This is a genomic window from Aliidiomarina sanyensis (assembly GCF_003987175.1).
Lineage (GTDB): Bacteria > Pseudomonadota > Gammaproteobacteria > Enterobacterales > Alteromonadaceae > Aliidiomarina > Aliidiomarina sanyensis.
Genome location: NZ_PIPM01000003.1, coordinates 177,950 through 196,473, shown reverse-complemented (window position 1 = coordinate 196,473; position 18,524 = coordinate 177,950). Strand labels below are relative to the sequence as shown.

Below are 18,524 nucleotides of genomic sequence, written 5' to 3'. Positions count from 1 at the left end.
GTAATAGTATCGACTCACAGGGCCTCCAACAAAGCACGCAATTGCGGTTCCATAATATCCGCAATGACCGGCTGGGCCGAAAGATTCGGGTGAATGCCGTCGCTTTGCATGTAATCTGGATTGAGTGCAATTTCCCGCATGAAAAAGGGAATCAATGGAATCTCCATATCGTCTGCGACCCGGTGAAAGACATCCCGGAACATTTGTGTGTATCGGCGTCCGAGATTCGGTGGGATCTCAATTTCACTGATGGCAACTTTCACGTTTCTGGACTGGAGGATCTCAACCATCTGGCGTAGATTAGACTCCATCGTGTTCAAGTTGAAGCCACGCAACCCATCGTTGCCGCCCAACTCAATAAAAACAACATCAGGCGCATGGCGATCTAACAGACTTTCAAGACGAGACAGTCCCCCTTGGGTGGTCTCACCACTAATGCTCGCGTTGATGATCTGGAGTCGGGGATGATGGGTTCGCCATGTTCGACCAATATCTGCAACCCATGTATCGGCTTCCGCGATGCCATACCCTGCGGCAAGGCTATCACCGAGCACCATTAATGATACATTTGACTCGCTCGCACGTACTGTGGAAGACAGCGCAATGAGCGCAACCAAAATGACGTAAAGGAATTTTTTCAGCATATGGCACTTATTCAAGTTCAGTCCGTTTCTCGCAATGTTGTGACGACCCAAGGTGAATTGCAAATTCTTCAGCCTATGGATTTTACTATTGATGCCGGTGAAGCGGTCGCTGTCGTCGGGGCATCAGGTTCAGGGAAGTCTACATTGCTCTCGCTCATGGCCGGTTTGGATCTACCCAGCTCCGGACACATTACCATAGATAACGTAAATTTAAGTGAATTGGATGAAGAGCAGCGTGCAATTCTGCGTGGGCAAAAGATTGGATTCATTTTTCAATCTTTTCTTCTTATTCAGAGTTTAACGGCCCTCGAAAACGTGATGCTGCCCGCTGAATTAGCAGGCAGCAAACATCCTGAGCAACAGGCTCGTGAACTATTGAAGAAAGTTGGCCTTGAAGAACGTTTAACTCACTATCCAAATCAACTTTCTGGGGGAGAGCAGCAGCGTGTGGCGATTGCGCGGGCGTTTATTGGCCGACCACAAATTTTATTTGCGGATGAACCTACGGGTAATCTGGACAGCAAAACCGGCGAACGGATTGAGGCACTGCTCTTTGAATTGAACCGAGAGTTTGGAACGACGCTGGTGATGGTCACCCATGATAATAGTCTGGCCGAGCGCTGTGATCGAATTCTCCACCTCGATGGCGGTGTGCTGACGGAGCAACGCAATGTGGCATAAGATCTCGTGGCGATTATTAAAACATGAGTTGCGTCGGGGCGAACTCACCATTATGGCGGCGGCGGTTGCACTCGCGGTGTGTGCGGTGTTGTCGCTGTCGGTATTTAGCGAGCGTTTGCAGCTGGGTTTGCTCGATCGCAGTGCTGAATTCCTTGCGGCAGACCGTGTGCTGCGTTCGCGCGGCGCAGAAATACCAACCGAATGGCTTGAACGTGCAGAGCAGGATGATGTGGCGTGGGCGCGGAGAACGACGTTTAATTCCATGGCGTTCGCGAATGGTGAATTGACGCTGGTGGAAGTAAAAGCGGTTAGCTCCGGTTATCCGCTGCGTGGTCATTTAGAAATCGCGCAAGCGCCTTATGTAGATGGCGAACGAACCGACATGCTCCCAGCGCCGGGTGAGGCCTGGGTACAAGGAAGTCTGTTCAATACACTCGCACTCGATATCGGCGAGTCGATCGAGATTGGTGATGCGGAATTCACCGTAACGCAGATTTTGGCCCATCAGCCGGATGCCGGGTTCAGTGTGTTTACGGATAGCCCCACGGTGCTGATATATATTGATGAGTTGGACCGGACTGGCTTAATTCAACCCGGAAGTCGTGTGAACTACAATTACCTGTTTGCCGGAGATCCGGGCAATATCCAGCGCTTTGAGAACTGGTTGATGCCACAACTGGATGATGTCACCCAGCGGTGGACTAGCATTCAGGACGGTGACTCTCCGTTGTCGAGTGCCCTGAACCGAGCGGAGCGATTTATGCTCCTCGCGAGTTTGTTGGGTGTTGTATTGGCGGCGACGGCAGTGGCGGTTGCTGCGCAACGCTACGCGCAGCGAAATTTTGACGCGGTTGCCATTATGAAAACCCTCGGTGGACGCACTGGGCAAATTGGTCGCATTTTCACTCTGCACTTATTGCTACTCACGGGGGTGAGCATTCTACTTGGATTGCTCCTCGGAACCGCGTTGCAATGGAGCGTGACGGGGTGGGTCAGTGCACAACTCGGATATGTGCTTCCGGAAGGGGGCACGGGACCTTATGTGCTCGCCATTGCAACCGGCCTGTTGTGCGCGATTATGTTTAGCCTCTACCCATTGTTACGTCTCCTCAAGATTCCTCCTTTGCGTGTTTTGCGCCGCGATATGCTTGCGAGTGGGCTGGCGAAGTGGGTTCACTGGGTGATTGCAGGCGGCACCGTATATACCTTGATGGTGTTATATAGTGGGTCGTTTATTCTGTCATCAGCGTTATTCGCGGGCGGAATTTTTGCGATGTTTTTGCTGCTGGGGATCAGTCGTTTGTTTATTCGGGCGAGCCGGCAGGCGGGGATGCAAGCGGGAAGTAGCTGGCGTCTTGCGATGGCAGGATTGCAGCGTCGTGCTGCGGAAAACAGCATGCAGATGCTTAGTTTCTCTGTGGCAGTTATGCTGTTCTTACTGGTGTTGGCCCTGCGTCACGAGCTGTTGGAAGATTGGCAGAATCAATTGCCGGATGATGCACCGAACTATTTTGTGGTGAATGTCGCGCCCCATCAGGTTGAGCCGATGCAAAGCATGTTTGAGCGTCAGCATATTCGAGCAACCGATTTATATCCTATCGTTCCGGGTCGCTTGGTGGCCATCAATGGCGATTTGGTCCGCGACGCGGTCACGAAGGAAGAGCGCGATGAAAGTGAATTCCGGGAAGGATTCGGTCGGGAGCTGCAATTGACGTGGCGGCGAGATCTTCCGGCGGAAAATACTCTGTTACGGGGCGAGTGGTTTCGCGAAGGTGAGCCGGGCGTTTCGGTGGAATCACAAGTCGCGGAGCGGATCAATATCGGTCTCGGAGATGAATTGACGTTCCGCGTGGCGGCCGATGAGTTTACCGTGCCCGTGACCAATATTCGTGAAGTCGATTGGAATACCATGCAGCCGAATTTCTATATGGTGTTTAGCCCCGACTTGTTAGAAGACATGCCAGCGACTTATATCGCAAGTTTCTATTTGCCACCTGAGCGTCGCGCGGAATTGTATTCACTCTTCCGGGACTTCCCACAGGCATCCCTGATTGACGTGGAAGATATCTTGACGCAAATTCGCGACGTCATTGGTCATGTGTCTCTAGCGATCACCTTCGTGATGATCCTCGTGATACTGGCTGGAGCATTGGTTTTGGTAGCGCAGGTTCAAGCCTCGCTTGAAGAGCGGCAGCAAGAGCTGGTTATTTTGCGAACCCTTGGGGCGCGCTCAAAGCTTCTATCGCGTGCGGTGACCTATGAGTTTGTTGTACTCGGAGCGCTGGCAGGATTGATCGCTACTTTAGCGATGGAGCTGTCGATCTATCTGCTCCAAACGCAAGTCTTCAACATGCAACCCGCACTCCACTTACGTTTCTGGATTCTGGGTCCCGGCTTAGGCGCCTTGGTGGTTGCAGTGCTTGGGTGGGCCGTGTGCTGGCGCATGTTACGACAGCGCACTGGCCATTTAATCCGGAACCTAGCGTAACAAACGAACAGGTGCTATACGCTTGCGTGTAGCGCCTGCTCTAATTGTGGGTATTCAAAGACAAATCCAGCTTGTTCAAGCCGCTGGGGTAACACAGCTTGTCCGGTTAGCAGTAAATCCGACATTTCACCCAGCGCAGTACGCAGGACAAACGCTGGGACCCTGAAGAAGGCGGGTCGATGCAAGACTTTCCCTAAGGTTTTACTGAACGCTTCGTTGGAGGCTGGATGAGGTGCGGTAAAGTTGTAGGGTCCTTGGCACTGATCATGTTCAAGGAGAAATTGAATTCCAGCCACCATATCATCCAAATGAATCCAGGACATCATTTGCTGGCCGTCACCAATGGGTCCACCGAGCCCGAGACGAAATGGGGGCAGCATTTTTTTCAGGGCGCCACCGTGACCCGCCAACACCACACCAGTGCGTAACAAACACACCCGAGTCTGTTCAGAGGCGGCCTCCTGAGCAATTGCTTCCCAGCGCTTACATAATTGATGACTGAATTCGTCATGGGGCGTGTTGTCATCTTCGGTGACAGGCGTCGCGCCTTGTCGTCCGTAGTAGCCGATGGCAGAACCGGATAGAAAGGTGTGTGGTGGGTGATCCGAGGCAGCACAGAGGCCAACTAATGTCTCTGTGATATGCCAGCGAGATTGTTCAATACGCTCTTTCTGCGCATCAGTCCAGCGTTTATCCGCGATAGGTTCGCCTGCTAAATTAATCACCGCATCAAACGCATTGAGGTGCTCAAGTTCCGCAAGACTGGGCAGAACGGACACCGTCGGACCAAGGGTTTTCTTGGCCTGTATAGGATGACGGGATACCACGGTGATTTCGTGTTGATCACCATAGCGTTTGATAAAGGCTGAACCGACAAACCCCGTTCCACCGGTCATTAGAATTTTCATGGGCTGCTCCGAATCAGTTGAACTTGTGAGGCCTCGAATAATGACGTATCGTCATCAGCTTAGCACTAAAACAACAGATACGGAGAGCACCGTATGTCAGACCAGTCTTCGGCACTTTCATCGATGAGTAAAATTTTCGTGGTGGCGGCCGCTATTGTTGTCATCTTGGCTGGAGTGAAGGCCGCTAGCGTGATTGTCGTGCCTTTTCTGCTCGCTTTATTTATTACCATCATTTTTCAACCGGTCATTCAATGGTTTCGGTTAAAGAATCTCCCGCCGTTTGCAGCGATTGTCGCGATTGTGATGGTCATTTTGGTGGCGGGCTTTGCGTTGGCGGGCCTGATTGTCCAATCGGTCAATGAATTCACCCTGAACATGCCTGTGTACCGGGCACGCATGACAGAGCAATTTTCCGCGTTGGTGACCTTTGCCGCACAGTTCAATATTCATTTGAATCAAGCACTTCTGCAGGAACAGTTCGATCCGGCCCGATTGATGTCAATGGCGGTGAACATTTTATCGAGTCTGGGTGGGATGCTGACCAACACCCTGCTGATCCTTCTGATTGTCGCATTTATGTTGGCGGAATCGGCCCTTATTCCAAAAAAGATTAGTTTGGCTTTTGGGCAGCCAGAAAAGCAAATGAAGCGCTTTTCATCGATGCTGATCGCTATCAATAAGTATCTTGCGCTGAAAACCATTATTAGTTTGGTGACCGGATTCTTAGTAGGTTTTGGTCTATGGTTGCTCGGTGTTGACCACTTTATTTTGTGGGCTGTGGTCGCCTTTTTATTTAACTATATCCCCAATATCGGCTCGATCTTAGCCGCAATTCCTGCGGTTATTATGGCATTGATTCAGTTCTCGCCTTTGATGGCGGGTGCGGTTGCTGCGCTCTACCTAGCGATTAATCTGGTGATGGGAAATCTGATTGAACCTCGTGTGATGGGCCGGGGTTTGGGTCTGTCAACTTTGGTGGTCTTTTTGTCATTGATCTTTTGGGGTTGGCTCCTTGGGCCGGTCGGTATGCTGTTATCAGTGCCGTTAACCATGATGGTAAAAATTGGATTTGAAGAAAATCCCAATACCCGTTGGTTGGCTATCATGCTCAGTGGTGATGAGCTCAAACACCATGCTCATGAGTTGGACCTACCTGCACAAAATAAGCCGGTACAAAATAAGCCGGCACAAGACGCGCCGGCAAATCCAACCGAGTGAGCGGATAAAGAAAAGTCTTAAGCGGGATGGCTTAAACAGGTTTCTTTAATCGCGAATCGTTGCTGCTTTCATTCCTTGCACAAAGGTGTGTAGCTCCTTGAGCATGGTATCGGGGGCATCCAAATTATTGGCGATAATGGAGACAATTGCGGATCCACTGATCGCACCACCAGCGCCCGCCCGCACTGCTGCTTGGACATGCTCGGGACGCGCAATGCCGAATCCGAGCAAGGCAGGTGCGCCTCCGGCATCTTTGAGTGTTTGAATGAGCGCTTCGGCCGGTGCATTGACGGTATCATTCGCCCCAGTTACCCCCGCGCGGCTGAGTAAATAGATGTACCCCTCGCTGTACTCTGCAACTTGTTTTAAGGTGGCTTCCGAGGCATCCGGTGGCGCGATGAAAATGGGGGCAATTCCGTGGGCCTTCGCATCCGACATGAAACGCTTTCCTTCACGTAAGGGCACATCTGCGACTAGCACAGAATCGACACCTGCCGCAGCGGCCCGCTGATAAAAGCTGTCACTGCCATTGGCGACCACAAGGTTGCAATATACTAAAAGCCCGATGGGAATTTCGGGGAAGTCCGCACGAACCCTGGCAATCAGATCAAAGCAATCTTGGATGCGCACGTGGTGTTTCAATGCACGAATATTGGCAGCTTGAATGACGGGCCCGTCCGCGACCGGATCAGAAAAAGGCAGGCCCAATTCGAGCGCATCGGCTCCGGCGTCTATGAGTGTACGGATGATGGCTTCGCTCTGCGCCAAATCGGGATCACCCAAGGTCACGAATGGAACGAAAGCGCCTTGATTCTTCTGTTGTAAGGCGGTGAACATGGAGGCATAACGTTGGCTCATTTTGCACCTCCGTTTGCTGCCGCCTGTGCTGCAAAAATGCGTCGTACGTGATCAATGTCTTTGTCACCACGACCCGATAGATTCACCAGCAGGATCTCAGGCTTGGTCGCATGCTTCGCTCGCTCGATGGCGTAGGCCATCGCGTGGGCCGATTCAAGTGCAGGAATAATTCCCTCGTGTCGGGAAATAAGCTGGAACGCTTCGAGCGCCTGTTCGTCGGTAACACTGGTATATTGTGCACGCCCGATGGCATGCAGATGCGCGTGCTGGGGCCCCACGCCAGGATAGTCCAATCCTGCAGAGACCGAGTAGGACTCTTCGACTTGACCATCCGGATCCTGCATTAAGAACGACCGGCAGCCGTGCAAAACACCGGGTTTCCCAGCACTTAGGGTGGCCCCGTGATGACCGCTTTCGACCCCGCGTCCGGCCGGCTCAACACCGGTCAAACGAACGCCCGGTTCATCAATAAATTCTGCGAACATGCCAATGGCATTGGAGCCACCTCCGACACAGGCAATGACTTCATCAGGCAGACGGCCTTCGGCTGCCAAAATCTGAGCTTTTGCTTCGGCTCCAATCATCCGGTGGAATTCACGAACAATGGTTGGGAATGGGTGGGGACCTGCTGCCGTTCCAAGTAAATAATGGGTCGTTGGATAGCTCGCAGTCCAATCCCGCATGGCTTCATTGACCGCGTCTTTGAGTGTGCCGCTGCCCGCATCCACAGGGACCACTTTGGCACCCATCAGCTCCATACGAAATACGTTGGGTTGTTGCCGCTCCGCGTCTTTTCGTCCCATGTAAATAATGCACTCAAGTCCCAATAGTGCGCAGGCTAGCGCGGTCGCAGTTCCATGCTGGCCGGCGCCGGTTTCGGCAATAATACGCGTTTTGCCCATTCGTTTGGCGAGCAACGCTTGACCGAGTACTTGATTGGTTTTGTGCGCGCCACCATGCAATAGATCCTCGCGCTTCATGTAAATCTTTGCGGGGGAACCTTGGGTTAGGTTTTGACATAAGCTCAGGGGCGTGGGGCGGCCCAAGTAGGTATCGAGCAGGTGCTTAAATTCCGCTTGAAATTCAGGGTCTGCTTGGGCGTCAAGAAACGCGTTTTCCAACTGATCGAGGGCAGGAAGAAGAATCTCGGGGACAAACTGGCCACCAAAATCTCCAAAGTAGGGACTCAATCGCTCCCGCGTTGCTGTGTGTTCGGCTTCGTTCATGGTTTCTTTACTCGTATTTCGTTCAGATTTCGTGTGATTCGGTTGCATATTCGTCTCCTTATTCCACCGGCTGCTTTTCAGCCTTGGTGGTTTGGACTTCAGACGCGCGTCCGTAAGTGCGCAGCCGGTTAAAAAAACCATGGACGCGCTGCGAACACTTCGCGCCGGGACTTACTTCCACACCCGAGTTAACGTCAAACCCGGCCAAGTTGAGGCGCAGCGCCGCGGTAATATTTTCTGCATTGAGGCCACCGGCGAGCATCATGTGTTCCCGTCCATGGGTTGGAATTTGTGACCAATTGAAAGTCTTGCCACTGCCACCTTTCCCAGTATCGAGTAGCCAGCGATTCACTCCCGGTAACTGCGCTTGAATGGTGTTGACCTCATCTGCCTTGACTGCAACCCACAGTTCGCAGATGCTAGGCAAGGCTCGAGTCAATGCGAGCGCGAGTGTTTTTGCTGCATCAGGTTGGCGCGCGAGGAAGTCAGGAACGTCATGTAACTGGATCGCACGCAGTTGCAGCTCTTGCGCGATACGCACCAAGTTCCCAGCGATTTCTGTGGCCGACAATCCGTGATAGTCATCGAGAGCAAAAACGCCCACATACTGCAATCCACCGACCGCGCAGATCGACTTCGCCTGTTGCAGCGAAATACACCGAGGAGACCGTTTGGCAAATATCAGGCCACCAAAGCATGCGCCGGCATCTCGCGCCATCAATGCATGAGCGGGGCGAGTCAATCCACACACCTTGTGCGCACCGTAAAGCAGCCGACGACAGGCAGCGTCAATATCCGTTTGTGCGGTCAGCGCACCTCCCACGAGAAAGCCATTCACAAATGGCGCAATTTGGCGGACCTGCTCATTTGTTTCTATTCCCGATTCAGCAATCAGCACGGCTTCATTGGGTGCAAGTGCGCTCAGGACTTCACTACGGTGTAAATCCACAGAGAGATCGCGCAGATTTCGATGATTAATGCCAATGACTTTGGCGTTTAATGCCGTGGCCCGACGCATTTCATCCGCATCACTCACTTCCGTTAAAATGTGCAATCCAAGTTGTTCTGCGTAAATACTCAGTGCACGATAGGTTTCATCATCAAGGACAGAGAGCATGAGCAGGATGGCATCTGCTCCAAAGTAACGTGCCAAGGCCACTTGATACCGACTAAAGATAAAGTCTTTGCATAACACGGGGACTTGCACATGGGCGCTGACCGCTTGAAGGTAGGAGAAATCGCCTTGAAAATAGTCAGGCTCTGTAAGGACCGAGATCGCGGCTGCATAACTTTGATACACCCGTGCGATCGCAACGGGATCAAAATCACTGCAAATGACCCCTTTGGATGGGGACGCTTTTTTACACTCGAGAATAAAAGCTGCCGAATCCGTCTGGAGTGCAGCCGTAAAGTCGCGCGTCGGGCGAGTCATTTCTTCCGCTGCCTGAAACACGGTATCCTCCGGATAGTGCACACGCATCTCCTCAAGACGCGTTTGTCGAGTGGCGCAGATTTTTTGTAGCACAGTCGGGGTAGACGCATTTATAAATTCAGTCACAGCCACGTTAAAATGCCTCCTGCAATCGTTGTAAGTGCGTGAGTGCTTTCCCGCTTTGGATGTGTTCTAAGACCTCATGCGCTCCATCACGCACATTCTTTGAATGGCCGAGCAAATAGCGAATGCAGCCGGCATTCATTGCAATTGCATGGGCATGTTCAGGCTCACCTTGGCCGGCAAAAACGGCTTTTAGCATACGCGCGTTCTGGTCAGCGTCGCCGCCGCGGAGGCTCTCAATGTCTGCGCGTGGGAAGCCAAAATCCTCGGGTGTGAGTTGGTACTCAATGAGCTCCTTGCCATTGACCTCGACTACCGTGGTTGCACCATGCAAAGCCACCTCGTCAAGTCCGCTGCCATGCACAACCATCGCACGAGGACACCCCAGTAATTGCAGTGTTTGCGCTAATGGGCGGCATAATGCCTCGGTGTAGACACCAAGGAGCTGTGCTTGAGGCCGCGCGGGATTAATTAACGGGCCAAGCAGATTGAACAGGGTTCGAGTTTTTAATTCTTGGCGGACCGGCATAGCGTAGCGCACACCCGGGTGATAGTGGGGGGCAAATAAGAAGCAAAACTTGTGTTCTTTAAGAAGTTGATGGTTTTCATCAGGCGATAAATCGAGCGGTACACCGAGCGCTTCAAGCACATCCGCTGAACCTGAACGAGAGGAAACACTGCGATTCCCATGTTTGGCGACGGCCACGCCCATGCTGGCAAGCACGAGAGCTGCCGCAGTGGAAATATTAATTGTGTTACTACCATCACCGCCAGTTCCACAGGTATCGGCGACGGGAAAATCGAGAGCGGGAAATTGTTTGCAGCCATTGAGAAGCGCCAAGGCAGCCCCCGCGATCTCTTCAGGTGTTTCGCCGCGCACTTTCATGGCCACCAACATGGCTGCGATTTGGTTCTGTGTCATTTGATTCGCGAGAATATGGCCAAACAGCTTTTGACTCTCTTCCAGCGTCAGAGCCTCCGCATTGAGCAGCTTTACAAGTTCGCGCATGATGCCTCCTGAGATGTTTCCGTGGTGTGTGTGGCGCCTGTCAGATAATCAATGGTTTGCTTTAACAGCTGACTGCCTTCACTGGTCATAATAGATTCTGGATGAAACTGAAAGCCAATCGCTTTCATACCGGGATGCTCAAAAGCCATTGGAATGTCGTTTACCTCGGCAATAATGTTGACCGAATTCGGGACATGGATGGCTTGCAGGGAGTGATATCGAGCGACTGGCAAGGGCATTTTTAACCCATTAAAAATCGGGTGATTGGTGCACTGAATCCGGCTGGGCTTGCCATGAACGGTCTCATGGCAGCGATCGACAGTGCCGCCGAAGTAGTCAATCAGTGCTTGAAATCCAAGACATACGCCAAGCAGAGGGTAGCGCCCAGCGGCCATGGCGATCACCTCCATCAGGTTTCCAGCGGTTTTTGGGTGGCCAGGGCCGGGTGACAAACACAGCAACACTGGGCCCACCTGTGCGGCACGCTCCAGGTGCGCGGCAATGACGGAGACCGGAACTGTGTTTCGATAGACGGTTAGTCCGTATCCCAGTTGTGCCAGCTCGTCGACTAGGTTGTAGGTAAAGCTATCTTGATTGTCGAGCAGTAAAATTTCGCCAATCTGAGTCATTTTACGAACTCCTCTGTGTGAGCTGATACCAATTTCTGCGCTTGTTCATGTTGTTGAATCGCCTGAAGGACAGCGTCGGCCTTTTGCTCTGTTTCAGCGACTTCTGCGGCGGGGTCCGAATCAAACACAACGCCAGCTCCGGCCTGCACTGTTGCGATACCATTTCGTACGAAAGCGGAGCGAATCACAATGCAAGTATCCATATCACCGTTGCCACTGAGGTAGCCCACCGCGCCTCCGTAACTGCCGCGCCGTTTTTGCTCCGCTTGACGAATCAAGGTTGCCGCACTGAGCTTGGGCGCCCCCACGAGGGTTCCCATATTCATACAGGCGCGATAGGCGTCGAGCGCATCGTAGGTATCGGCTAAGGTTGCGACGACGCGAGATACCAGATGCATCACGTGGGAGTATCGATCGACCTTGAGTAGATCAGCGACATATCGAGAGCCGACCCTGGCAATCCGAGCGAGATCGTTGCGCGCGAGATCGACAAGCATCATGTGTTCGGCCAATTCTTTCTGGTCTTGGCGCAGAGCCAGCTCGATCCGACTATCTTGATCGAGACGAATGTTCCCAGCGGCATCGCGCGCTCTCGGGCGCGTTCCAGCAATTGGATAGAGTTCGACTTGGCGGGAGGCATGGGTATATTTCAAGGCCGATTCGGGTGATGCTCCAAAGAGTTCAAACTCGTTGGTTTTGAGATAGAACATGTAGGGACTTGGATTGCTGCGTTTCAGTGCCTCATAACTCCCGAGCGCATCGGAGCAGGGGAGCGAGAACTCGCGTGAAGGCACCACCTGAAAGATATCCCCGGCACGAATATGTTCTTTCATGGACTCAACAATTTCGGCAAACACGGCTTGCGAAGGCTGGGCCTCAATGGAGGCTGAATCTTTGGCCGCGGGCTGAGTTGAGATGGGAGGCGTCGCAGTCGGAGTTGTTGGAGCCTGCAAGCGCGCCATCAGTTCGCCCATGCGCTGGTATAAACGTTGACCGCGACGGTCTTCTTCCGCCTGACGGTCACTGTGAGGGAGCAGACCGAGCAGTTCTGTGTGTTCCCGCGCATGGTCTACTACGACCAAGGTTTCGGCGAGATAGAATTGATAGTCTGGGCAGGTGTTCGCGCCCTCAGGCACATCTGGTAAGGACTCAAAGGTTGCCAGAAAGTCATAGGCAAAAACACCTGTAAGGAAAATCCCGAGGGGGTGGTTTTGTCCCTGGTGCTTGAGTTGTTGTTGGAGGAGCCGCAGCGGAGCCACTTGACTTGGATACTGCAGACGCTCCTGTTCGCTTAACCCTTCGGGCGGGGGGGTGTAACGCAGAACCAAAGTGCGCTTCTGAGAGGGGACACTCTCTACTATGGTTGCGTCGGGTTGAAGCTGTTCCGCAATCCAGGGCAGCAGCAGCGCACCGCTATCGGAAACCGCTTCAATGGTGACGATATCTCCGCGGCAGATCAGGCGAAGCGCTGCATCTACCATCAAAATACTTTTTAGGTTTTGACGGGAGGAGATCTCAGCTGACTCAAGCAAGATATGCTCTGCTTGTTTGCTTTGCCCTGCCGTGAGTTGACGAAACATGTGGACAGGATCAGCTTGATAGTCGAGCGTTAAGCGCACGGTGGCGACCGGAAATTCTGTCAATCGGGATGTCATCTATTTTTCCCTTTGGCTAAAACGAAACAAGCCCGCTCAGAGAGCGGGCTTGTTGTGGTTATCTGGTCAACGTGAGGTGCCTCATTTGGCTTTCTCTCGTTACGTTTCTACACGCACAACATCACCCGCATCCGGGATGCCACCACCACGCATGAACGTGCGCACCTGCCGCGCCGATTTGGCCTGCATGTGAGCGTGACAACGGGTTGCTGTGGATTGTTGTTTGCATAGACAACTTAATGAAACTTGTATTTAAAATTCGATACTCGAAAGGTAAACGGAAGGCCCTTTCGCTGTCAACAAAAAGTTAGAAAATTTTGGATGGCGAGGTTAGTTTTGTGGGGCGAAAGGGCGTATGATGCTTCTTATGATAAACGCAAAAAACGACGCCATTACACAGGAAAACGTTTCGAACGCCGGCCGGTCTTCCCGAAGATCGCAGCCCTTTGTGGCCGTGCCTCCCGGCTCGGAACGCATTGATTTACATTGCCACAGCCGATGTTCTGACGGAGCACTTCACCCGCATGAGCTCCTGCTGCGTGCTGAAAATATGCAGATTGATGTGCTCGCAATTACCGATCATGATTCGATTGCGGGGTACCAAGCGGCGCAGCGCGTGTTAGCCGAACAGCGTGCTGCACGCGTCGTCTTGATTCCGGGGGTTGAGATAAGCACACGCTGGGAAGGATTTGAAATCCATATTCTTGGGTGGAATTTTGATCCGGAAGCTCCGCGTTTAACGGCCCTATTAACGGCACAAGCAAATAAGCGTCGGGAACGTAGCGTCGCGATTCATGGGAAGTTACTTAAGCAAGGGATCCCAGCTGAAGATTTACCGGATCCACACCAGCAGCCTAGGGACGCGGTGCTCACTCGTCTGCATTTTGCGGAAGCTCTGGTGAAAGCACGTCATTGCAAAGATATTCAAAGCGCTTTTGACCGCTACCTCGGACGTGGCCAGTGTGCTTATGTGGCATCTCAGTGGTGCTCAGTGGAAGAGGCAGTGGAAGCGATTCGAGCGTCAGGCGGGGTGGCCGGTCTGGCACATCCGCTGGCGTATGGATTAAGCAACAAATGGTTGCGCCGGTTATTAGTTGAATTAAAAGCATGTGGTGCAGAAGCGCTCGAGGCGGTCTCATCACAGCAGGCGCCCTGGCAGCGCCAATGGCTTTTGGAGTTAGCCAACGAGTATGGTTTTTACGTCTCAATGGGATCGGATTTTCATGCGCCCGGTAAATACAGGGAATTGGGACGAAATTTAAAGTATCAAAGTGAGGTAGCGCCCGTGTGGACACAATGGAGCAAGGTGGAGAACGGATGAGTCAGTTTTTTCAAATTCATCCCGAGAATCCACAGCATCGACTGATCGTGCAAGCCGCCGATATCGTGCGTCAGGGTGGGGTTATCGTCTATCCCACAGATTCGGGCTATGCACTCGGCTGCCAGTTGCAAAATAAGGACGCGGTGGAGCGGATTTTGCGTATTCGCCAACTTGGAAGTGAACACAACTTCACTTTAGTGTGTCGTGATCTGTCGGAACTGTCCGTTTACGCGCGAGTTGGTAACCAAGCGTTTCGTTTATTAAAAAACAATACGCCCGGTCCATACACCTTTGTGCTGATGGCGACAAAAGAGGTCCCGCGGCGCCTGATGAATCCAAAACGTAAAACGATTGGCTTGCGAGTGCCGGATAACGCAATTGCGCAGGCGTTACTTGCCGAGCTGGGCGAACCCATGATGTCGACGACCTTGATTTTCCCAGGAGAAGAATTTGCCGAGCCGGATCCCTATGAAATTCGTTTGCGACTTGAAAAACTTGTGGATTTGGTGATTGATGGTGGCCACTTAATGGAACAGCCAACCACAGTGGTTGACTTGGTCGATGATGAGATCAACATTATTCGTGTGGGGGAAGGGGATCCAACACCGTTTCAATAAAAACCATAGTTTGTGGCGAGCCAATAATAACGAGAACGGTACATCATGAGTGATTTGGGGTCTGTGCAGCAGTCGCTGCCGCTAGGATTTGTGCGAGGAGAGCCGGTTTTTGATCAACCGGAGGACCTCTACATTCCGCCCGAAGCTTTGGAGCTTATGCTCGATCTGTTCTCGGGCCCGATGGATCTCCTGCTGTATCTTATCCGTCGACAGAAGATGGATATCCTTGATTTGCCTATCCTAAAAATCACAGAACAGTACATGCATTATGTCGATATGATGCGTGAGCTGAAGCTCGAACTCGCGGCAGATTATTTGCTGATGGCGGCGATGCTGGCGGAAATCAAGAGCCGTATGCTTCTGCCCAAGGTTCAGAGCGAGGACGATGACGAAGATGACCCGCGTGCTGAACTTGTTCGTCGATTGAAAGAGTATGAAATTATTCGTGAAGGTGCGAATCAACTAGACCAGCAACCACAACAATATCGTGATTTCTTTCCGGCCACTGCGTCAACGGATGCACGTGAACTTGCGGGGCAAACACCGCCCGAAGTCACTTTAGAAGAGCTCGGACTCGCGTTAGCGAAAGTCATGCAGCTAGTCAAAGTGCAAGCCCATCACCAAATCAAACGCGAGGTTCTATCGACCCGCGAGCGCATGAGCCGTGTGTTGGAGCTTTTGCAGGAGCACGGACGAGTCGAGTTTTCACGCTTGTTTGATATTCAAGAGGGGCGTTCTGGTGTTGTGGTGAGTTTTTTGGCCATTCTTGAACTCAACAAGGAAGGATTGATTGTGCTGACCCAAGCGGAGAACTTCTCCACCATTTATGTGGGGCGTGACGGTCGACGGAGTGAGGCGGCGACCATGGAGGCTATTGCATGATATCTGATCAGCAACTGAAGCAGTTGGTGGAAGCTGCGATCTTCGCCGCTGATGAGCCGGTGACTCTGGATCAGCTGTTAAATGGTGTGCTTGCTGACTTCCGCTTGAATCGCCCGCGTTTGCGTCAAGTGCTTGACGGCTTGCAGGAAGATTACAAAGACCGTGGAATTGAATTGGCTGAAGTCGCTTCAGGTTGGCGCTTTCAGACGAAACCTGAATTGGGCCCGGCCCTTGTTCATATGTGGCCTGATCGTGCACCACGCTATTCAGCAGCATTGCTTGAAACACTTGCTCTGATTGCATGGCGACAGCCGGTCACCCGGGGGGAGATTGAAGCGGTCCGCGGCGTTTCCGTGAGCTCTCAGATTATGAAAACGCTGCAAGAGCGGGGGTGGGTCAAAATTGTCGGCCATAAAGAAGTTCCTGGTCGTCCTGCGTTGTATGCAACTACGAAGGCGTTCCTGGATTACTTTGCGTTGACGTCGGTGGCGGATTTACCAGCGCTGGCGCAACCGCGGCCGGATCTCGAGCCGACCGAGGACGAGTTTGCCCTGCAAGCTCCGCAGGAACAGCAGAATAGCGACAGTGAAAAACCGCGCCTGAAGTCTGACGCGGATCGCGAAAATGAATTACACTTAATTACCGAGAGCACGGCAATTAATGACACGCGGGAGCGTGACAACCCAGAGGAACCCATCGAGTGAAAGAAAGCGAAAAACTACAAAAAGTATTAGCCCGTTCCGGTTATGGATCGCGGCGTGAAATTGAAACCATGATCACCGAGGGGCGGATCCGTGTGCATGATCATGTTGCGACCCTAGGGGAACGTGTCACAGCCGATGCCGTGATTCGTCTTGATGGACATGTCGTGAAGACCAGTGATGAAGAATCTGTCCCTTGCCGCGTACTGGTGTACCACAAACCTGAAGGCGAGCTGGTGACTCGGAAAGATCCAGAAGGGCGGGCCACTGTATACGAGCGGATGCCACCTTTGAAAGGAGCCCGGTGGATTGCGGTGGGGCGTCTGGATATCAATACTTCCGGGCTTTTATTGCTGACTACAGATGGTGAACTGGCCAATCGTTTGATGCATCCAAGCTATCAGGTCGAGCGTGAGTATGCGGTTCGCGTGTTTGGTGAGGTCTCTGAGGCACAGATTCAAAAACTATTGCGTGGTGTTGAACTTGAGGATGGCATGGCCCGCTTCAAGCGCATTCGTCGTCGTGGCGGAGAAGGCATGAATCAATGGTTCCATGTCACGTTAACCGAGGGGCGGAATCGAGAAGTCCGTCGCTTGTGGGAATCTCAGGGCGCCACTGTGAGCCGTTTGATTCGTGTACGGATGGGCGAACTTACGATGCCCAAAGGACTCGTTCAAGGCGGTTGGGTCGAGTTACCCATGGAACAAGTGAACTACTTGCGAAAATTAGTCGAACTTCCCGAGCTTACCTCCGCGCCGGTCATCACGAAAGAAGATCAACAACGCCAGATAAAACAAGCACGGCGCGGTAGTCGCCGTCATCGAGAAGGCAGTCAACGCGCTGGGACTGGGCAAGGAAAATCACGACGTACCCCGAAAGAAAGGCCACAAACGCATCGAAGCACACCAGCAACGGATGGAAAACCTGCTGGCAAACCATCAGCAAAACGTCCGAGTCGAGGCAGACCCTCGAAAAGACAACACCCAGGTGGACAGAAATCATCATGAGTACTCAGGTCGCAGCCACCAAGCAGCAACTCAACTGGCGAACCGAATGGTCTGAGGCATCCGCACTTTGGTTGCGTTGGCCCTATCGGCGCGATATATGGCCTCAGAGTGGCGAAGCAGCCCAAGCGGATGTGCGGGCTTTTTTATCGATACTATCCGACTTGAATGTACCGGTGGCTTTGCAGGTGCATCCTGACGCACCCATGCCGAGCGGATTGCCGACAAACGTTCGCGTGCACTCGGTTCCTTTCGGTGATGTTTGGATTCGCGACTGTGCACCCTTTGTTGATTGCGATCAAAAGGCGGCGCTGCATTATCGCTTTGACGGGTGGGGCGGAATTGATGACCAATTTAAACTCGACGTGACTGCCCGAGATTGGCTCTCCTCGCATCTTGGGTTGACTAGCCAAGCCCATGACTTGGTGTTAGAAGGCGGTGCTTTGCACCATGATGGTGAAGGAACCGCGCTCGCGTGCAGTGGGAGTATTCTATTTCGCCCGACGAATAGTGGGTTGACCGCTCGCGCCTTGCATACCCACGTGAAAGAATTCCTCGGAATTGAAAAGCTGCTCTTGGTGCCAGGAAAACTAACTGCAGATGAAACCGGCGGTCATATCGACAATATCGCTTGTTTCTTAGCGCCGGGAGTCGTTGCTGTTGCCAGTACAGATGACCCAGCGCACCCTGACTATGCGACCTGTCGTCGTGTCGTCGATTTTCTCCAGACTCATACGGATGCGCAGGGACGTTCCTTAAAACTTATAAAACTTCCGCTGCCGCGCGCGCCTCGTTTGAGTGCAGCGGAAGCGGTTTCGATTGAACACCGTCTGGGCGTCCGCAAACGGATTGCAGGCATGCAGTTAATGGCGAGTTACGTGAATTTTGCCCGGGTCCGAGTTGGTGACCATGACGTGATCTTACTGCCTGCGTACGGATTACCGCAGGATGAACGAGCGCTGGAAATTATGGTCCAAACAATGGCCGAAATCCAACCAACAGCACGTGTGGTAAGCGTTTCTGCCCGCGGTTTACTGGTCGGTGGGGGAAGTTGGCATTGCGCAACGCTTGCGCTGTGAAGTGCGCAGACCGCAAGCAATTGCATTGAGTCGTTCTGTTTCACCGGTC

Annotated in this window: 17 protein-coding genes; 9 read left to right on the top strand and 8 right to left on the bottom strand. The window is 52.6% G+C overall.

From position 1 onward, the window contains the following. Window positions 1-14 precede the first annotated feature (14 nt). Window positions 15-644 carry an arylesterase gene (locus tag CWE11_RS04600; RefSeq protein ID WP_126776428.1) on the bottom strand — a complete coding sequence of 210 codons (630 nt, stop codon included), beginning with the start codon at window positions 642-644 and terminating at the stop codon, window positions 15-17. Between CWE11_RS04600 and CWE11_RS04595 the strand changes: the two genes are divergently transcribed. Next, window positions 645-1,325, top strand: coding sequence for an ABC transporter ATP-binding protein (locus CWE11_RS04595; RefSeq protein ID WP_126776427.1), 681 nt, complete (start codon window positions 645-647; stop codon window positions 1,323-1,325). Further along, entirely contained in the window at window positions 1,315-3,813 is a 2,499-nt protein-coding gene (locus CWE11_RS04590) for an ABC transporter permease (RefSeq protein ID WP_126776426.1), read from the top strand. Before CWE11_RS04595 ends, CWE11_RS04590 begins: the two co-directional genes overlap by 11 nt. Window positions 3,814-3,827: 14 nt before the next feature. Here the strand turns inward: CWE11_RS04590 and CWE11_RS04585 are convergent, their stop codons facing one another. Continuing rightward, complete coding sequence (locus tag CWE11_RS04585) at window positions 3,828-4,721, bottom strand: TIGR01777 family oxidoreductase (RefSeq protein ID WP_126776425.1); 894 nt, start codon at window positions 4,719-4,721, stop codon at window positions 3,828-3,830. 93 nt (window positions 4,722-4,814) lie between these two features. Between CWE11_RS04585 and CWE11_RS04580 the strand changes: the two genes are divergently transcribed. After that, entirely contained in the window at window positions 4,815-5,939 is a 1,125-nt protein-coding gene (locus tag CWE11_RS04580) for an AI-2E family transporter (protein WP_126776424.1), read from the top strand. Between the two features lie 45 nt (window positions 5,940-5,984). Here CWE11_RS04580 and trpA read toward each other — a convergent pair whose 3' ends face one another. Genes trpA through CWE11_RS04550 form a run of 6 tightly spaced genes read right to left on the bottom strand, consistent with a single transcriptional unit; the run spans window position 5,985 to window position 12,871 of the window. After that, on the bottom strand, window positions 5,985-6,797 hold the full coding sequence (trpA, locus tag CWE11_RS04575) for a tryptophan synthase subunit alpha (protein WP_126776423.1): 813 nt from the start codon (window positions 6,795-6,797) through the stop codon (window positions 5,985-5,987). After that, window positions 6,794-8,023: a tryptophan synthase subunit beta gene (gene trpB, locus CWE11_RS04570; RefSeq protein WP_126776552.1), complete on the bottom strand. Its 1,230-nt coding sequence runs from the start codon at window positions 8,021-8,023 to the stop codon at window positions 6,794-6,796. Before trpB ends, trpA begins: the two co-directional genes overlap by 4 nt. 58 nt (window positions 8,024-8,081) lie before the next feature. Then, the gene (gene trpCF, locus CWE11_RS04565; RefSeq protein WP_126776422.1) at window positions 8,082-9,587 is read right to left on the bottom strand and encodes a bifunctional indole-3-glycerol-phosphate synthase TrpC/phosphoribosylanthranilate isomerase TrpF; all 1,506 of its coding nucleotides are present in this window, start codon (window positions 9,585-9,587) and stop codon (window positions 8,082-8,084) included. A 1-nt stretch (window position 9,588) separates the two neighbouring features. Next, window positions 9,589-10,587, bottom strand: coding sequence for an anthranilate phosphoribosyltransferase (trpD, locus tag CWE11_RS04560; protein ID WP_126776421.1), 999 nt, complete (start codon window positions 10,585-10,587; stop codon window positions 9,589-9,591). Then, window positions 10,572-11,216, bottom strand: coding sequence for an aminodeoxychorismate/anthranilate synthase component II (locus CWE11_RS04555; protein ID WP_126776420.1), 645 nt, complete (start codon window positions 11,214-11,216; stop codon window positions 10,572-10,574). Before CWE11_RS04555 ends, trpD begins: the two co-directional genes overlap by 16 nt. After that, window positions 11,213-12,871 carry an anthranilate synthase component 1 gene (locus CWE11_RS04550; protein WP_126776419.1) on the bottom strand — a complete coding sequence of 553 codons (1,659 nt, stop codon included), beginning with the start codon at window positions 12,869-12,871 and terminating at the stop codon, window positions 11,213-11,215. The genes CWE11_RS04555 and CWE11_RS04550 overlap by 4 nt, the downstream gene beginning before the upstream one ends. A 448-nt stretch (window positions 12,872-13,319) precedes the next feature. Here CWE11_RS04550 and CWE11_RS04545 point away from each other — a divergent pair, with 448 nt between their 5' ends. The 6 genes from CWE11_RS04545 to CWE11_RS04520 are packed head-to-tail and all read left to right on the top strand — an operon-like array spanning window position 13,320 to window position 18,475. Next, on the top strand, window positions 13,320-14,192 hold the full coding sequence (locus CWE11_RS04545) for a PHP domain-containing protein (protein ID WP_241971726.1): 873 nt from the start codon (window positions 13,320-13,322) through the stop codon (window positions 14,190-14,192). Next, window positions 14,189-14,809, top strand: coding sequence for an L-threonylcarbamoyladenylate synthase (locus tag CWE11_RS04540; protein ID WP_126776417.1), 621 nt, complete (start codon window positions 14,189-14,191; stop codon window positions 14,807-14,809). The genes CWE11_RS04545 and CWE11_RS04540 overlap by 4 nt, the downstream gene beginning before the upstream one ends. 45 nt (window positions 14,810-14,854) lie before the next feature. Then, window positions 14,855-15,691 (top strand): segregation and condensation protein A, encoded by an 837-nt coding sequence (locus CWE11_RS04535; protein ID WP_126776416.1) that lies wholly within the window; start codon window positions 14,855-14,857, stop codon window positions 15,689-15,691. After that, on the top strand, window positions 15,688-16,395 hold the full coding sequence (gene scpB, locus CWE11_RS04530; RefSeq protein WP_126776415.1) for an SMC-Scp complex subunit ScpB: 708 nt from the start codon (window positions 15,688-15,690) through the stop codon (window positions 16,393-16,395). The genes CWE11_RS04535 and scpB overlap by 4 nt, the downstream gene beginning before the upstream one ends. After that, window positions 16,392-17,399 (top strand): 23S rRNA pseudouridine(2605) synthase RluB, encoded by a 1,008-nt coding sequence (rluB, locus tag CWE11_RS04525; protein WP_126776414.1) that lies wholly within the window; start codon window positions 16,392-16,394, stop codon window positions 17,397-17,399. Before scpB ends, rluB begins: the two co-directional genes overlap by 4 nt. Continuing rightward, window positions 17,396-18,475, top strand: coding sequence for an agmatine deiminase family protein (locus CWE11_RS04520; protein WP_126776413.1), 1,080 nt, complete (start codon window positions 17,396-17,398; stop codon window positions 18,473-18,475). Before rluB ends, CWE11_RS04520 begins: the two co-directional genes overlap by 4 nt. Window positions 18,476-18,524 lie beyond the last annotated feature (49 nt).